The sequence below is a fragment of the Bacteroidota bacterium genome (assembly GCA_016706865.1).
Classification (GTDB): Bacteria; Bacteroidota; Bacteroidia; order Chitinophagales; family BACL12; genus UBA7236.
This window is the reverse complement of record JADJIS010000001.1, coordinates 692,027-708,544: the sequence shown is the minus strand read 5'-3', so window position 1 is coordinate 708,544 and position 16,518 is coordinate 692,027. Positions and strand designations below refer to the sequence as shown.

At 35.3% G+C, this 16,518-nt stretch carries 14 protein-coding genes; 6 read left to right on the top strand and 8 right to left on the bottom strand.

The features are described from left to right. Positions 1–84: 84 nt before the first annotated feature. The 3 genes from IPI31_02890 to IPI31_02880 all read left to right on the top strand — a co-directional run bounded on the left by IPI31_02890 (position 85) and on the right by IPI31_02880 (position 2,105). A complete protein-coding gene (locus tag IPI31_02890) occupies positions 85–1,164 on the top strand; it encodes a DUF4919 domain-containing protein (GenBank protein MBK7566750.1) in 1,080 nt (359 codons plus the stop codon). A 17-nt stretch (positions 1,165–1,181) separates the two neighbouring features. Then, complete coding sequence (locus IPI31_02885; GenBank protein MBK7566749.1) at positions 1,182–1,538, top strand: hypothetical protein; 357 nt, start codon at positions 1,182–1,184, stop codon at positions 1,536–1,538. A 159-nt stretch (positions 1,539–1,697) separates the two neighbouring features. Beyond that, the gene (locus tag IPI31_02880) at positions 1,698–2,105 is read left to right on the top strand and encodes a GxxExxY protein (protein MBK7566748.1); all 408 of its coding nucleotides are present in this window, start codon (positions 1,698–1,700) and stop codon (positions 2,103–2,105) included. 505 nt (positions 2,106–2,610) lie between these two features. Here the strand turns inward: IPI31_02880 and IPI31_02875 are convergent. The 4 genes from IPI31_02875 to IPI31_02860 form a co-directional block, all read right to left on the bottom strand. Beyond that, on the bottom strand, positions 2,611–3,237 hold the full coding sequence (locus tag IPI31_02875; GenBank protein MBK7566747.1) for an outer membrane beta-barrel protein: 627 nt from the start codon (positions 3,235–3,237) through the stop codon (positions 2,611–2,613). Between the two features lie 108 nt (positions 3,238–3,345). Further along, on the bottom strand, positions 3,346–3,588 hold the full coding sequence (locus IPI31_02870) for a hypothetical protein (protein MBK7566746.1): 243 nt from the start codon (positions 3,586–3,588) through the stop codon (positions 3,346–3,348). Further along, a complete protein-coding gene (locus IPI31_02865; GenBank protein ID MBK7566745.1) occupies positions 3,575–4,009 on the bottom strand; it encodes an outer membrane beta-barrel protein in 435 nt (144 codons plus the stop codon). The genes IPI31_02870 and IPI31_02865 overlap by 14 nt, the downstream gene beginning before the upstream one ends. A gap of 597 nt (positions 4,010–4,606) precedes the next feature. After that, on the bottom strand, positions 4,607–5,686 hold the full coding sequence (locus IPI31_02860) for a mannose-1-phosphate guanylyltransferase (protein MBK7566744.1): 1,080 nt from the start codon (positions 5,684–5,686) through the stop codon (positions 4,607–4,609). A 176-nt stretch (positions 5,687–5,862) separates the two neighbouring features. Here IPI31_02860 and recQ point away from each other — a divergent pair, with 176 nt between their 5' ends. From recQ to IPI31_02845, 3 genes are all read left to right on the top strand, one after another. Beyond that, positions 5,863–8,061 carry a DNA helicase RecQ gene (gene recQ / locus IPI31_02855; protein ID MBK7566743.1) on the top strand — a complete coding sequence of 733 codons (2,199 nt, stop codon included), beginning with the start codon at positions 5,863–5,865 and terminating at the stop codon, positions 8,059–8,061. A 510-nt stretch (positions 8,062–8,571) separates the two neighbouring features. Beyond that, a complete protein-coding gene (locus IPI31_02850; protein MBK7566742.1) occupies positions 8,572–9,336 on the top strand; it encodes a segregation/condensation protein A in 765 nt (254 codons plus the stop codon). Continuing rightward, the gene (locus IPI31_02845; GenBank protein MBK7566741.1) at positions 9,320–10,432 is read left to right on the top strand and encodes a flippase-like domain-containing protein; all 1,113 of its coding nucleotides are present in this window, start codon (positions 9,320–9,322) and stop codon (positions 10,430–10,432) included. The genes IPI31_02850 and IPI31_02845 overlap by 17 nt, the downstream gene beginning before the upstream one ends. Before the next feature lie 270 nt (positions 10,433–10,702). Here IPI31_02845 and IPI31_02840 read toward each other — a convergent pair whose 3' ends face one another. The 4 genes from IPI31_02840 to IPI31_02825 all read right to left on the bottom strand — a co-directional run bounded on the left by IPI31_02840 (position 10,703) and on the right by IPI31_02825 (position 16,498). Further along, positions 10,703–12,115, bottom strand: a complete 1,413-nt coding sequence (locus IPI31_02840; protein MBK7566740.1) for a hypothetical protein — start codon at positions 12,113–12,115, stop codon at positions 10,703–10,705. A gap of 84 nt (positions 12,116–12,199) precedes the next feature. Continuing rightward, on the bottom strand, positions 12,200–13,750 hold the full coding sequence (locus IPI31_02835; protein MBK7566739.1) for a T9SS type A sorting domain-containing protein: 1,551 nt from the start codon (positions 13,748–13,750) through the stop codon (positions 12,200–12,202). Between the two features lie 284 nt (positions 13,751–14,034). Further along, positions 14,035–14,460 (bottom strand): hypothetical protein, encoded by a 426-nt coding sequence (locus IPI31_02830; protein MBK7566738.1) that lies wholly within the window; start codon positions 14,458–14,460, stop codon positions 14,035–14,037. Next, positions 14,450–16,498, bottom strand: coding sequence for a TonB-dependent receptor (locus IPI31_02825; GenBank protein MBK7566737.1), 2,049 nt, complete (start codon positions 16,496–16,498; stop codon positions 14,450–14,452). Before IPI31_02825 ends, IPI31_02830 begins: the two co-directional genes overlap by 11 nt. Positions 16,499–16,518 lie beyond the last annotated feature (20 nt).

The window sequence follows — 16,518 nt, the reverse complement described above, 5'->3', positions numbered from 1 at the left end:
AAACCCTATTTTCTAATAAAAAATCGATTTATCTTTGGTTTTGTATCTTTATAAATTACACCTGATAAAAATTACCACAGTCCAATGAAAAAACTCTTCCAAAATGTATTATTCATTTCATTAATAATAACAAGTCAATTGGCAATTGCGCAGGTGGACAATTATGCTAAAAACAGCAAATTATTTGATGATGAGGAATTGCGATTTGAAAACGAACGCAAAACAAACCCCGATAGTGCCGAAGTGTATTGGAAGCATGGAAACGTAACCGCAAGTTTTACCTTTAATGCACAAAAAGACGCATGGAAATATTTTGAAAAGGCACTTTCATTCGATTCTTCAAAAGTGATCTATTTTGTTGATTATGGAAAATATCTTCAAACAATGAAATATTATTCTGCTGCAAAAATTTTGTATGCCAGAGCTTTAAAAATATTTCCTGAAGATAATGATCTGCTGGATGGCGCAAAATCCACCGAGAACTATCTCTCTGCAAATCAGAAAATTACGCAATTAAGTGATTATGGAAAGGCGCCAAATCCATTACACCCAAAAGCTCCGGATTATGCAAAGGTTATCGACTTCGACAATTTAATAGCTCAAACCACAGATAAAAAATCCGAATATAATTATGATAAATTAATTGAAAAATTTATTAAAGGCACGGAGCTTTCAGATGCACAAGTGTACATGTTATTAATTGGATTTACCCAAAAGCCTGAATACAATCCATATACGGCGGAAGCGGATGTTGTTTTTAAATTGAATGATGAAAAAAAATTTACGGAGGCAATTACCGAAGCAAACAAATTGTTGGAAACCAATCCTTTATTACCAGCATTATACAAAGAATTAATTTATGCACACAGAAATCTTGATGACGAAGAACGTGCAGAAGAAAATCTGAAAAAACTGCACAGTATTTTAAACGCAATGTTATATACGGGTGATGGAAGTTGCGATAAACCCTATGTTACCCTGTGGTTAAAGGAAGAATATACTTTACTAAAGTATTTGGACTATAAAAAAACCGGTGCTGTTGACATAACCACCTGTGCGGGATTAATGGCGGATAAAATTCATGTTACCCATATAACCACTAATCAAAAAAGTGAAATTTGTTTTAATACCTATCTTATTTTTAAAGAAATGATGGAAAAATAAAACTTCAATTATTTTATATGAAAATATTATTAATTCCGCTTCTTGCATTTATTTCCTGCACCAATGAACCAATGGCTAAAGGCGTTTATTTTATTGATAATAAAACCACAACCGATCTGAAGCTCACTGCTAGCTTTAACAATGAACCAATAAATTTTTTAGATAGTCTGGTAGAAGCGGGTTTGGTAAATCATGTTTATTCGGTTACAGAAGGAACAGGCGGGCATGTGATGCCGAGCAATTTTTTTACCGATTTCAAAGTATTTGCTTTAACTGCAAACGGAGATTCACTGGTATATGAAGGTGTAAATAATGCTGATTGGGAAGTGAGTGGTAATACCCCGGATCAGGATTTTATTTTGGTGGTCGAGTAATTTATTTTAGAAATTGTAAAAAATAACACAAAAGAAATATGAAACTATTTCTATCCAGACTTCTTTTATAATATAAGTATATCCGATTTAATTTTTTTGAGCCGACTATCTTTTCCATAATTAAATATAGCTTGTACATATCATTATTTTTGAAAAATTATGATAAACGAAAAGTACAAATACTCTGACATCACAGCAAAAATTATTGGCTGTGCAATGGAAGTACACAAGATATTGGGAAATGGATTTCAGGAAAGGATCTATCAGCGGGCACTCGCAATTGAAATGGAATTACAAGGATTGAATTTCAGTCGGGAACAGGAAATGCAAGTATATTATAAATTTCATAAAGTAGGAACAAGAAGAGCTGATTTTTTAGTAGAAAAAGTAGTCTCCGTAGAAACAAAAGCCGTAAGTAAAATGGACGAAGGCGATCTTAGTCAAGCAATTAATTACCTGGAGGTCTATAACCTCGAAGTAGGCCTCCTCATCAATTTTGGAGCAAAAAGCCTTCAATTCAAACGCCTCATAAATTCAAAATTCAACAATATCATTCCCCCTCAATAATTTCACCCCAAAAAATTCATGTAATGAATTTTAAATAAACATCAATCATCTTCATATCATAATTCGGAGAATACCTCCCTATCCAAATCACCCCAAAAAATTCATGTAATGAATTTTAAAAAAAGCATCAATCATCTTCATATCATAATTCGGAGAATACCTCCCCATCCAAATCACCCAAAAAATTCATGTAATGAATTTTAAAAAAAGGCATCAATCATCTTCATATCATAATTCGGAGAATACCTCCCCATCCAAATCACCCCAAAAAATTCATGTAATGAATTTTAAAAAAAGCATCAATCATCTTCATATCATAATTCGGAGAATACCTCCCCATCCAAATCACCCCAAAAAATTCATGTAATGAATTTTAAAAAAAGCATCATTCATATTCATATTATCAATAGGAGAATACATCCCAATCCACCCTCAATCAAAATCATGGCAATCAACTAAATCACCTTAAAATCAGCGGTAAAGATAATAGGGTAAACAAAAAACCTTAAAAGAGTATCCCACATTTTAACCCCACCTGCTGTGGAAACATATTATCATCATTGGCATCATCAATTATCATATTTTTAACACCATTAATAAAGTAGGTTCCAATTAATAAGGTCATTTTATCATTGATTTGATTTTCGATACCGAATCCCATTGCGAGACTTGGGTTTATTTTTTCGTATTCGAATCCCTGTGAACCATCGTTGCCCTTTTCATTTTTTATGGATGTGCTCATGGTAATACCGATATTTACACCATACTGCGCATATAATACCGTTTTCTTTAATTGATCAGAACGCAAACGTATAGAAATTGGGATATCCAAAGTATTTACTTTCCAATGCCATTCTTTACCCGTGTTATTTTGTAATGAAGCGGAAACAAAACCTCCCGGTGCTGCATTCCATGTTAGTCCTGTGGAGATGGCAAATCTTTCTTTACTTCCAATTGTTTGATCGGCCATTACTCCTATTTGATAACCAAATCCATTCCCATTGTTCGCATAAAGATCACCTTCCACGCTCCAGAAACTTATTTGTGGTGCAATAAATCCACCATATCTGAATTGTTGTGCATTTACTACAAGCGATATAAAAGTAAATAAAACGACAAATATTTTTTTCATTGTAAATTATTTTTAGAGGAGATAATTAATACAATTAAATATTAATTTAATCTTCCATTATTTTTTAAATATTATTATTTCTGATCAATGTATTATTAAGTATAAAAATTAAAATAATCCACCAATGGATACGCCAAACTGGCGAGTGAAAATATCATCTTTATCGGTATTATCTTCCCACACATTCATGATACCATTTTTAAAATAAAATGCAAGAAAAACAGAAGCACCATCTTTTATTTCGAATTCTGTTCCTATACCAAGATCAATACTCAAATTTTTAGGTAAATAAATAAGTCCGTTCTGATTTTCTTTATTAATATAATCGAGATCAGAATCATACCTGTCCATTTAAAGTATAATCGCCTCTCGCACGAATTGCAGAAGCATATGTTATTCCTCCCTGTAAATAAGGAGTGAGTTTTCCAAGTTGACCTGTTCTTAATTTGACAGCAACCGGAATTTCAATATATCGCGGACGAACATCCCAATTCTTTGTATCCTTGTTTTGACCTGCTTCAAGCGATTCTAATCCGCTTTGGAAATAATCCATGGTTATTCCGGCACCTAACCCAATATGTTCTCCCTTACCAAATGTTTGTTCCAATAATATTCCATATTGAAATCCTCCATTTTCTCCATATGGAGTGTAAAGGTCACCTTCCGGAACAAAGGTATTTTTTGTGGGAGAAAGATAAAATCCATAACGGAATTCCTGGGCACTCGCAGCAATAGATACTACGCACAAGAGGAGCGTGAGCGTTTTTTTCATTCTTTACTTTTTAGATTTTGAATGGCGAAAATATAAACTCAAGTCTAAAGTTTATACCTCTGTTTGTTAAATAAAAGCATGAAAATGTCACAAAAATGAAAAAATTTAATCAAGGTCAAAAGTCAGGGTAGAATAGAAAAGTAAATTTCACTCTTCATAGAAATTGCATGGTTTGGCTCCAAATATTGTAATTCGATCGCATTTTTTAAGTTTATACATAGATTTTATCAGTAAATCATCAAAAATCGATTTATTGCAAGTTGCTTATTTCGCTGTAAAATTTTGATCTACTTCCTTTTTATCCTCCTCATTGGCATGTCACAAAATGGCAAAATATATGCAGGATTATCAACATTTGGTGAGGGGGGAGTGGGGAGTCGCAGTCTCAGTCACAGTTTGTACCATTGGGCGGTTTCACTCCGAATTAAATTTTCAATTAACAAAAAGGAAACATTCTCTGGGGGAATGGTGAGTGGTGAGTAGTGAGTAAACCAACCCCGAACCCCGAACCCAGAACTCAGAACTCAGAACCCTGAACCCAGAACTCAGAACCCCGAACCCCGAACCCAGAACCCAGAACTCAGAACCCAGAACAAATCAAAGGTATTCATCCAACTCCTTCCTCTTAATATCCGCAGTCATCTCCTTTATCTCCTGTTCCTTGTCTTTTTTGCAGATGAGGAGGGCGTCGCCGGTGTCAATAACGATGTAGTCTTCGAGGCCTTGTAGAATTACTAATTTTTTATCGGGCACCATAACCATGCAGTTTGTGGAATCGTAGATCATTACATTTTTACCTTTTACGGCATTTCCGTAGTAGTCTTTTTCATAATTTTCCCATAAGCTTGCCCAGGTTCCAAGGTCGCTCCATCCGAAAGCTGCGGGAATCACAAAAACATTATCTGCCTGCTCCATTATTGCATAGTCGATGGAAATATTCGGACAAATACTATAAGCCTTTTCCATCAAACGAGTTTCATCTTTTTTTCCAAAAGCCTTTCTGGCAGCCCAGAACGCCTGATGAATATCTTGTTGGTATTTATTGAATGCCGCCATAATGGCTTTTGCATTCCAAATAAAAATGCCTGAATTCCAAAGAAAATCGCCGCTTTTTATAAAAGTGCGGGCTAATTCCATGTCTGGTTTTTCGGTGAAGGTCTTTACCTTATGAATATCTCTGTGCACAACGGTCTCATCAAATTGAATGTAACCATATCCGGTGTCGGGGCGACTCGGTTTTATGCCCAGTGTAACCAATACATCCATATTTTCGGTGTATTCAAGTGCTTCCAGTAAAACATAAAGAAATTTTTCCTCATTTAACATTAAATGATCGCTGGGAGCAATTATAATATTTGCGTCTGGTTCAATACTGGCAATTTTATGGCATGCATAAGCAATGCAAGGAGCAGTATTTTTCCGCATCGGCTCCGCTAAAATGCGCGATTTATCAACCCCCGGAAGCTGCTCATTAATAATTGATACATATTGTTCATTTGTTACGATGAAAATATTATCTTTGTCAGCTATTTTTAAAAAACGGTTATAGGTTGTTTGAATCAGCGTTTCACCCGTGTTTAGAATATCTAAAAACTGTTTTGGTTTTTTTATTCTACTCTCAGGCCAAAACCTGCTCCCAATGCCTCCGGCCATTATAGCCACATAAACTTTACTCATTGCCGCTGATGATAAATTTCTACTAAAGAGAACTGTTTTATAAAAATTATTTATATTTAGAAGACGATTCTAATTCGGAAGGTTAACCGTAAGTGTTTTGGGATACGGTTTACTTTCAGCGACAAATATACCCCAAAACGAACTTGTTTAAAATAAACATAAACTGAACAGAGAGGATGGAAGTATCTAACATGACAATTAAGGAAGCACTTAAAGAGTATTTTGGTTTTGACTCGTTTAAGGGAAATCAGGAAGAGATCATTGAAAGTTTGCTGGCGGGAAAAGACACCCTGGTATTAATGCCTACGGGAGGTGGGAAGTCGCTTTGTTATCAATTGCCGGCGCTGATGCTGGAGGGCACCGCTATCATTGTATCTCCACTCATCGCGCTGATGAAAAATCAGGTAGATCTTGTGCGCAGCTATAGCAGCAACAACGATATTGCCCACTTTTTAAATTCCTCCCTTAACCGACAAATGGTTAAAAAAGTAAAGGCGGATATTACCGAAGGACGCACTAAAATGTTATACGTAGCCCCGGAAACACTTAAAAAAGAAGAAAATATCGAATTTTTTAAAGGGATAAAAGTTTCTTTTGTTGGGGTGGATGAAGCCCATTGTATTTCAGAATGGGGACACGATTTCCGCCCGGAATACCGCCAGATACGCACAATGATAGAAACGATAAATGATCGTATCCCTATTATTGCACTTACTGCTACCGCAACACCAAAGGTGCAGAGTGATATTAAAAAGAATCTCGATCTGCAGGATCCCAACATATTTATTTCCTCCTTCAACCGTCCGAATTTATATTATGAAATTCGTCCGAAAAGAACCAAGGAATATGCAATAAAACAGATCGTTCGTTTTATTAAAGAAAATCCGAAAAAATCGGGAATTGTTTATTGTCTGAATAGAAAATCCACAGAAGATATTGCAAAAATTCTCACGATAAACGGAATAAAAGCCGGTGCATATCATGCGGGAATGGATGCGCAAACAAGGCCTGAAGTTCAGGACCGATTTTTAATGCAGGATCACCAGATAATTGTTGCAACAATTGCATTCGGAATGGGAATTGATAAACCGGATGTGCGTTTTGTAATTCACTTTGATATTCCGAAATCCATAGAAAATTATTATCAGGAAACAGGTCGCGCAGGTCGCGATGGATTGGAAGGAAAATGTATCGCTTTCTATAGTTATAAGGATATAGAAAAATTAGAAAAATTCATGCGCGATAAACCCCTAGCCGAACGCGAAATGGGTGCGCAATTACTCGCCGAAACTGCTGCTTACGCCGAAACAAGTGTGTGCAGAAGAAGATTTTTATTATTTTATTTTGGGGAGGAATATGGTCAGGAGAATTGTGGAAGTTGCGACAACTGCTTAAAACCTAAAGAAAAAATTGAAGGAAAAGAATATGTGCAGAATGCATTAAAAATAGTTGACTTCGTAAATGAAAATCATCATATTCCATATTTGGTTGATCTGTTGGTAGGAAAAAGTACAACCGAAAATCAAAATTATCGTCACGATAAGATTGAACTTTTCGGTGTTGGAAAAGAAAAGGATGATCATTTCTGGAATTCTATTTTACGTCAGTGTTTATTAAATGAATTTGTTTATAAGGATATTGAACAATATGGCTTAATTAAATTAACGGATAAGGGAAGAGATTTTATTAAACATCCTAAATCGGTGATGATATCCTTAAATCACGATTACGAAACAGATACCACTGATATCGATTTAGATAATGCTGCAGGAAAAAGTGTATTGGATCCTTTATTGATGGATCTTTTAACTTCTTTGCGCGAACGTCTTGCGAAAGAAGCCGGATTACCACCTTACGTTATTTTCTCCGAAAATTCGTTGGAAGAAATGGCAACCATGTATCCTGAAACAATGGATGAAATGGTAAAAATTTCGGGTGTAAGTAAAGGAAAAGCAGATAAATACGGAAAGGAATTTTTGGAGCTTATCAGTATTTATGTAGAGGAAAATGAAATTGAAAAACCATCTGAATTCGTAATGAAACAGGTGGTGAATAAATCGGCACACAAGGTGAAGATCATTCAATTAATAGATAAAAAAATGCCTTTACCTGATATTGCAAAAACCATAGGATTAAATTTCCCTGATTTTATAGATGAGATTGAAACCATCGTTTCCTCCGGAACAAAATTAGGTCTCAATTATTATCTCGATGATCTTATTGAAGAAGATATACAGGAAACAGTGCACGATTATTTTATCGACATGAAAACTGCAGATCTGAAAAAAGCATTTAATGATCTGAGTGATGAAGGATTGGAATTTGAAGAGTTGAGGTTATTGCATATTAAGTTTATGAGTGAAGTAGCTAATTAGGACATAGGACATATGACATAGGACACAGGACTGATATAGGACAAGGGAAGGGGGACATAGGACGAAGGAGCAGTGGGCAGTGGGCAGTGGGCAGTGGGCAGTGGGCAGTGGGCAGTGGATTAAATTTGGCGCTGCAAAATTAATTTACAACTGAATGGTTTAATATTAATGTAAAGTAATTTTCGGAGGAATTTGGTTGTAGAAATTGCGAAGTAATTTATTTTGCAGAAGCTTTGAAAAACAGTAAAAGAAACGTCTTTAACTTTGGGGAAGATAAGAGATGGGGCCCGAGGGTGAGGCAATAAAAAATAACAATCAAAAAATAAAAAACCCGTCAGTGGCCGGGCAGGCATAATTCGTATCGTAACCCTGAAACTTTTGCAAACCATCTAAACTTTTGCAAACCCAGAACTCAGAACCCAGAACTCAGAACCCAGAACTCAGAACCCAGAACCCAGAACCCAGAACTCAGAACCCAGAACTCAGAACTCAGAACCAAGAACAAAAAAAATGAACGAACAACAAACATTCGAAATAAAACTCCCGCAATTTGAAGGGCCGTTTGATCTTTTATTATTTTTTATTGAGAGAGATGAATTGGATATTCATGATATTCCGATCTCGGTGATAACGAAAGATTTTTTGGATTATCTGCATTCGATGAAACAATTGAATATAGAAATTGCGAGCGAATTTATTTTGGTTGCGGCTACTTTGATGCGCATTAAAGCAAAAATGTTGTTGCCTCGCAAAGAATTGGATGAATTTGGAAATGAGATAGATCCGCGTAAGGAATTAGTTGATAGATTGTTGGATTACAAACGATTTAAAGAAGTAATTAACGACTTCGGTAAATTGGAAGAAGATCGGCAATTAAAAATGCAGCGTGGAAATATTTTAGGGGAACACGAAATTCTCGCAAAAAAACATTCCAATGAAATGGAATTGAGCACCGTTAATCTCTTTGTGTTGCTCAAAGTGTTCCAAAAGGTGATGGATAGGTTTAATAGTCAGCCCCGCACTGAAGATCACGTGGTTTTTCAATACGATTATTCCATTGAGGAAGAAAGTTTGGGTATAGTAACCTATTGTAAAGGCAAGAGAAATGTGCCTTTTTCGGATGTTTTCACTTCTTGTAAGGATAAATATCAGGCAGTTTTCAGGTTTTTGAGTATTCTTGATCTTATTGCTGCTCAAAAGGTGGTTTTATTGGTGGGAGATGGTTTAAATAATTTCTGGATAACTTTATCCGGTGAGCATGAAAAAGCCGCCTGATAAAATACCAGAGTTACATAAACTTTCCGGTGAAGAGGAACAGATAACAAAACAGTTTTCTTACCGCAGAATAATAATAATTGCTGTAATAGCTTTTATTGTTTCAGGATATCTTATTTATAATTCGTTAAATTACGAAGCATTAAAAAACCTGCAATGGACTCTGCGTTCATTTTTCTGGATATTATTGGCGTTTATTTTATTGGTGATTCGACATATCGGTTATATGTACCGTTTGAGATTGATCACCGATAATAAATTCAATTGGCGAAAATCGTTTAGTTTGATCTCCCTCTGGGAATTTTCTTCTGCAATAACACCATCCACAGTTGGAGGTGCAGCTGTGGCAATTTATTTCATGCGCAAAGAAAAATTAAGTTTGGGTAAAAGCGCCGCAACAAGTATGCTTACCATTTTTCTCGATCAGATCTTTCTCGCATTAGCACCATTACTTTTATTATTGATTGTGGGATTTAAATCCATGTTCGCAAAAGATGCAATGTGCAGAGGAGAAGCCGGGCTTCCGGGAATGGGTATTTTTCACAATATGCAACAGATCTATTTTGTTGGATATTTTTTCTTTTTCATGGTGATCTTATTATTGGCCTACGGTTTATTTATTAATGCAAATGCTTTAAAAACATTTATAGTAAAAATATTTTCGTTACCCGGATTGCGCAAATGGAAAAAGGATGCAATGCACACGGGCGATGATGTAGTGCTTGCTTCCAAAGAATTAAAAAATAAAGACAGGTATTTTTGGTTAAGGGCTTTTGCTGCAACTACAGTAAGCTGGGTTTCCTTTTTTATGATCTCAGCCTGTGTGGTGATGGCATTTTTCAATCCTGCAACAAACGATATTTCAGTAATTTTTGCGAGACAATTTCCTATTTGGATGGTGATGTTATTGCCAATTACTCCCGGCGGAATAGGAATTGCCGAAATTGCTTACAGTGCATTAATGTGCGACTTTATTGACCCTCAATTAGTAGGAACATTTTCCGTTGTGTGGAGGGCAATTTCTTATTATCCTTATTTAATAGCAGGTGTAATTATTCTTCCGCGATGGGTGAAAAGAGTGTATTCTTCTAAATAACAGAAATTATTATTCGAAGGAAAATATTTTGGTGAGAGGGGGGAGGGGGCCGCCCCCCCCCCCCCCCCCGGGGGGGGGGGGAGAAGCCTCCCCTTGACAAGATGTTTAATGACTAAATCGAAACTCCAATGTTAATAGGATCCAAACTCACGATTCACGAAAATGAGTAATGAGTTATGCCCGCCCGGATGACCCGTTCGGACGGGAGTAATGAGTAGATCCTCTAAAGCCGAATGTGTTTTCTCCTGACTAATAACTCTTGACTCCTGACTAATGACTCTTACCTCCTGACCTTCCCTTTAAATAAATCATTTCATCATCTGTTCCGTTAAAAATATCAATAGGATCATGGTCTATTATAACACTGGGAATTATGCCACCAGATCTGTTTTCCGGTGCAAAATCATGTTTAAACCGAAAGACGGGAAAACGAATTTTAATTTGTGATTCAGGTAAAGTCACCGATGTGTAGCTACCTCCATTATTCCCATAAAATCCACCTGCTGTTTCTTCTCCTATAATGATGGCATCAGTATAAAATTGTAAATAGGCTGCAACATATCCCGATGCAGAAGCAGATTTGCCATTCACTAGAACATATACATTTCCCTTAAATTGAATTTTTGCCGGTTTAATGCGATAGGTGAAAGTTGCAATACCATCATTATATTTTGCCCTATAAAAGGAACCGATATTAAACTTTAGAAACTGCAGAAATAATATTTTTTTATCGGCGTAAGGTTTCGCGGCTCCTGATTCTTTAATGAGTTGATAGTATTGTTCCTTTGGTAAAAAATATCCCAATAATTCCGTTGCATTATCTCTGTTTCCGCCTAAATTATCACGGAGATCTATCACTAAAGTATTTATTTCTGTTTTAGCTATAAATTCAAATATGCCGGAGTAGAATTTTTTGTATTTATGATCTGCAAAACCATCAATATCGAGTATTTGAATTAGTGAATCAGAAAGAAAATTATAAAATCTGGCATCCTCCATTTTTATTATGTTTAATTCAGAGGTCACAATATCATTTTTTGTTATAGCCTCATGTATGGCAGGAACTTCTAAAGTTTGTAATATTCCATTTGCTGTTTTAAACGCAACAGAAAAATTATCCGGGAAACCGAGGTACTCTGCAATAAAATAATACCCATAATCTTTAATATAACTATTGCCTGTAGTTTCTAAGTCTCCATCGCTGGTCATGTAACTCCGCATAAATCGAATTAACCTTTCAGAGCTGATATTATTTATAGATGTTACCGATAGCGGTTGAGAAAGTGTAATACTACTATCGTTATAATAATGAATCAGATATAATGTATCATTTGATGCAGCGACAGAAAAGGGGAAATAATTATTTTTATTTTCGGATCGTAATTCTCCCGGAGATTTTCGCGAACTTGTATGTACACAATGTAATCCGGCTATTATTTCCTTTATCTGAAAATGAAACTCCTTTATATTAATACTATCGGGAATTATTGCTGATATACTGTCAATTAAGTGCAGACAGTTTAATTTATCTTTCTCGTTTGTTGGATGAGCGTTTTTAATTGCATCGCTAAGAAATTCAAGGTCGCGTTTTTGTTGGGCCCAGGAAATGGTTTGCGCAGAGGTGGTGCTTACAAAAATGATCGTAAATATGATCAAACAGTAAAACCTGCATCTTAATGGCATATTGCTTTTTCATTTAGTTCTAAACTCACAATGGGCATAAAAGTACATAAAAATTAATTCAGGAAAATATATTCAATAGGATGATCAGAAAAGGATCACTTTTTTTACAAAATTATGTTCTGCTGTTTTTAATTGAATAAAATATATTCCCTTTGGATAAGTAGAAACTTCAATAGATGTGGAAAAAGGTTCTTGTTTAACATTGCTTAAATTTTCCCAGTGCATTATTTCTTTTCCATAAATATCTATTATTTGAATTCCGGAAATTCGAGTATTAATATCAGATTCAATAGTAATATTTGTAGATGCAGGATTTGGATATACCTTAAAAACAGATTCATTTTCTATTTCAATAATCGGAGCTGGAAATAAAAACGAGGAATCAATTATAATATATTCATCACCTTCTTCATAGTTGGTATATGCCATGAATGTCATAAGCATTTCATCAGAAGTATAAGGCCCCTCATACACTGTTATCGGCGGGTCATTCGGGTTATCAGGGTTATCGGTAGTGTTATCAAAATATACATTTGCATAAAATTTTGCACCCTCCGGAATTTTTTGAACAGTGGGAAAAGTATAAAAATATTGCCAGTGAAAATCCCAATTCGGTATGTCTATAATTGGCAGGGAATCTCCATCTAATGTTTTTATCCAAATTTTATAAGACCTTCCGAGTTTATGCATATGTGGCATTATTGCAATAAACGACTTGTCGCTTCCCATTGCAATTGATTGTTGTGTGAAATTAGTAATTTCGTTTGCAGGTATAATTAACGCTTCACCTAGTGGATTATATAGAGGAATACTTACTTCAACATGTCGAACATCCTCTATATTTTCGACAAACTTAAAATTAATCCTGGTGCTGTCAGTTGATCCCAAATTATCAGGAGCATAATGTATTTGTATAACAATATCGCTTCCAACAGGAATTTCAATTCCCCAATCCGGAGGAAGAAATAATGGTCCGCTACCCGGCGACCAACCGCCAACGTATTTACTAGATACCGGAAATCCTGTTTCTTCATTAAATCCCGGAAGCGGATCAGCAAGATCTAACTCATAAGAAATATCGGTAGAATCAAGATATACGTCCACATGATGAACAAGATTCCAATTGCCGGGAATAATTTCCATCACATTAAAATATTTTGTTTCCGTGAAATTAGTGCGCACAACAAAATGGCGATATTCATCTATAGAATATTGTGTTGTATAATTTCCAATAGTAAAACTTGTATCTACAGCGTCTAAAACAGAGGTTCCAAAATTGAACACAGGTGGATCAGGTGCCAGTTCCGGATCACCTTCTGCGAGATCGTTTGCAATCCATTGAGAAATTTTAAATTTTTCGTCTGCTGTTAAAACTAATTCGTCTGCAAAATGAGCGTAATTGGGATCTGCTGGCCAGGGAGGCATTTCTCCGGTTAATACTGCCGCTTCAATTTCACCGGCTTTAATCGAAGCCTCATAATAAGTGATCAATGAAAAAGGTGCAATACCTTCAGGACGATGACAGGTTACACAATTATTATAAAGTATGGGCGCAATATTTTCACTCCAGGTAACTTGTGTGCTTCCGGATTTCAGAATTATTAAACAAAAGTATAAAAAGGAGAAAAACCTCATATCTAAGTAAAGTTAAAATATTAAACTAAGTATAAGGAACTCTGTATAAAAAATAATGGAAAATCCTGAAAATTTGACAAAATTCAAACATATTCACTTTTGAGCAAAATTGAATTCGATTATTGTTTTGAATGAAATTCAATTTTTAAAGTGTTAATTTCCTAATTTTTTCCTAATCCCTGACACCTAGGGGAATTGTAACACTAAGTTTAAATTATATAAATTTTGACAAAAAAAGGCCCGGCTAGTTTACTAGACCGGGACCATTAATTCACACTAATAATTTATTGTGCAGTAACCGTAAGGCTTACCTGTCCTGTTAATCCATCGCGGTTGGTGATGGTGAATGTGTATTTTTCAGTATCGCCAACTGTTGTGCTTACTGGTGTGGCAAAATCGTAGTCATATTCTTCTTCCTGTGCAGCTGTAAGATCTACATTATATACAGAAGCATCAGTTCCTGCATTCAGAGAACGGGAAATATTAAAATGCGTCAATACATCTTCATCTTCTCCCTCGCTTTCACTTTTTGATGCTTCTATTCCAATGAGTAAAGCAGAGCCGGCAGGTAAAGAAACACTCGAGGAAACATAACTTCCTCCCGTTTTAAAACTGATGGATGGTGGTTCCATTTCATCTTCTTTTTTACATGCAGAAAAAATGGTAACGATAAGTAATAGCGTAGTTATAATAATATTTTTATTTTTCATATAATTTTGTTTTAATTTGTTTAGTAAATAAAATTTTGCAATTAATTGCGATATTCATACCGATATTATTTAATCCCAAAGGTTTAAATCTCGATAAATGATCGTAATATACTTCGTTGAGCAAATTATTTCCGGAAAGCGATAATACTATTGGAAATTTATTGGTGTTGATAGTACATCCCAATCCTGCATTTAATAATTCGTAAGATGGTGTTACTGTTTCTTCCTGTGCAATATTATTTTGTCCGCAAACAATATCGCAGTTTATAAAAATAAAATCATTTTCTGTTTTCCTAATTTTATTTTTTTCGAATCGCAACTCCGGGCGAATTTTTTGAGCAGGAATAAATGGTAAATATTTTCCATCCACAGTATTCCCGATCATTCCGGAATAACTGATACTTAACTTACAGTTTTTGATCAACGCAGGTGCAATATCTAAGGTAGTTTCGCCACCATATAAAGTTGCATCCTGTTGTTTAAACCTATAGATCGGAAATCCAAACCATTCTTCGGAAGTGGGTGCGAGATAAATATAATTGTGAAAATAATTATAAAATACGCTGCCATAAATATGGAAGTCACCAAAATTTGCATTCACTGAAATATCTCCGTTCAAATTTTGTTCACTCGAAAGTGTTGGATCACCAATTTCGTAAGTGAATACACCTTCATGTAAACCATTGGATGATAATTCCGCTAAATTCGGACTGCGCATACCACTTGATACATTAAATTTCAGATTAAGATCTGTGTTTGGATTTAAAGAGATCCCAGCAGTTCCGTTAAAGAATGGTCTGAAAATTTGGAAAGGATCAATTATTTTTTCTTCCGAATTAACACCGGCAGTTGGTAGTGTTTTAATATATTTTCCACCAAAACCTGCACCAATTTCCATAACCGAATTATTAAAATGATGTTTCAATAATCCGGAAATTCCTGTCTCGCTCATCCAGGCATCCGGAATAATTCGCCGTTTTCCGTAATTGGTATTATTTTCAATGGATGTGATATTTGCCAGTACAACTTCATTTTTTGCAGATAATTGTTTGTTCCAACGCAAGGTATATTCCCCCGTAATAAGTGCCATATTTAAACTAATGGCACCTCCACCTTCATCCTCCATGCGTTGATTAGATTGAATCCCAGCATTCAGTTTGAGACTCGATCTTTCAAGAATAAAAGTATTTTCAGAAGAAAGTATATTCAAAACAACAATATGATGTGGTCCCGGAAAACTTCGTGACCACCGGGCATCGGGAGATTCAAAAAAATCGGAAATATCACTAAATATAAATCCGAATCGATTCAGCGAAAAATTGTAATTATTTTCACTGAGCCAATTCTTTTTTCTAAAACCATAACTTCCCTTAAAATAATATCCATCAAAACGGCTGTTCAGAATTCGTGTATTATTTCCATCTGCATAATCTGCATTCGATTCATATCCGGCTCTGAAACGCAACCACTTTTCTCCGAAATTTATTTTATACCCATATTGTAAGGTTCCTCCCAAAGTATTGGAATTTAATTTAATTCCCAGATCACTTTGTCGGGTTCCTGCTTTTGCTTTTTCTTCTTCAATAATATTAATTACTCCCGCAACTGCTTCCGTTCCATACAATACAGAATAAGGACCTTTAATGATCTCAGCTTTTGATATTCCGATATCACTTAATCCAAGCCCATGTTCATCCTGCCATTGCTGATTATCAAACCGCAATCCGGAAAAAAGCACTAATACACGATTGCCATATAATCCATGAATTACTGGTTTGGAAATAGCAACTCCAGTAGAGAGCTGACTAATTCCCGGAATTTTTGCCATTGCATCCGATAAATTAAATGCACCGCTGCGAATAATCGTTTCGAGGCTTATAGGTTCTATATGTATACTTGTTTGTTTAGTATTTACTTCCTTATAGGATGTAACAACTACAGCATCTAATTTAAATGTGTCAATTTGTGCCTGTAATAATTGTATACCAAAACAAAAAAGTATTAGAATATAGCCACGAAAAGGTGGAAATACTTTCATGATAAATTTGTTTAAAAAAT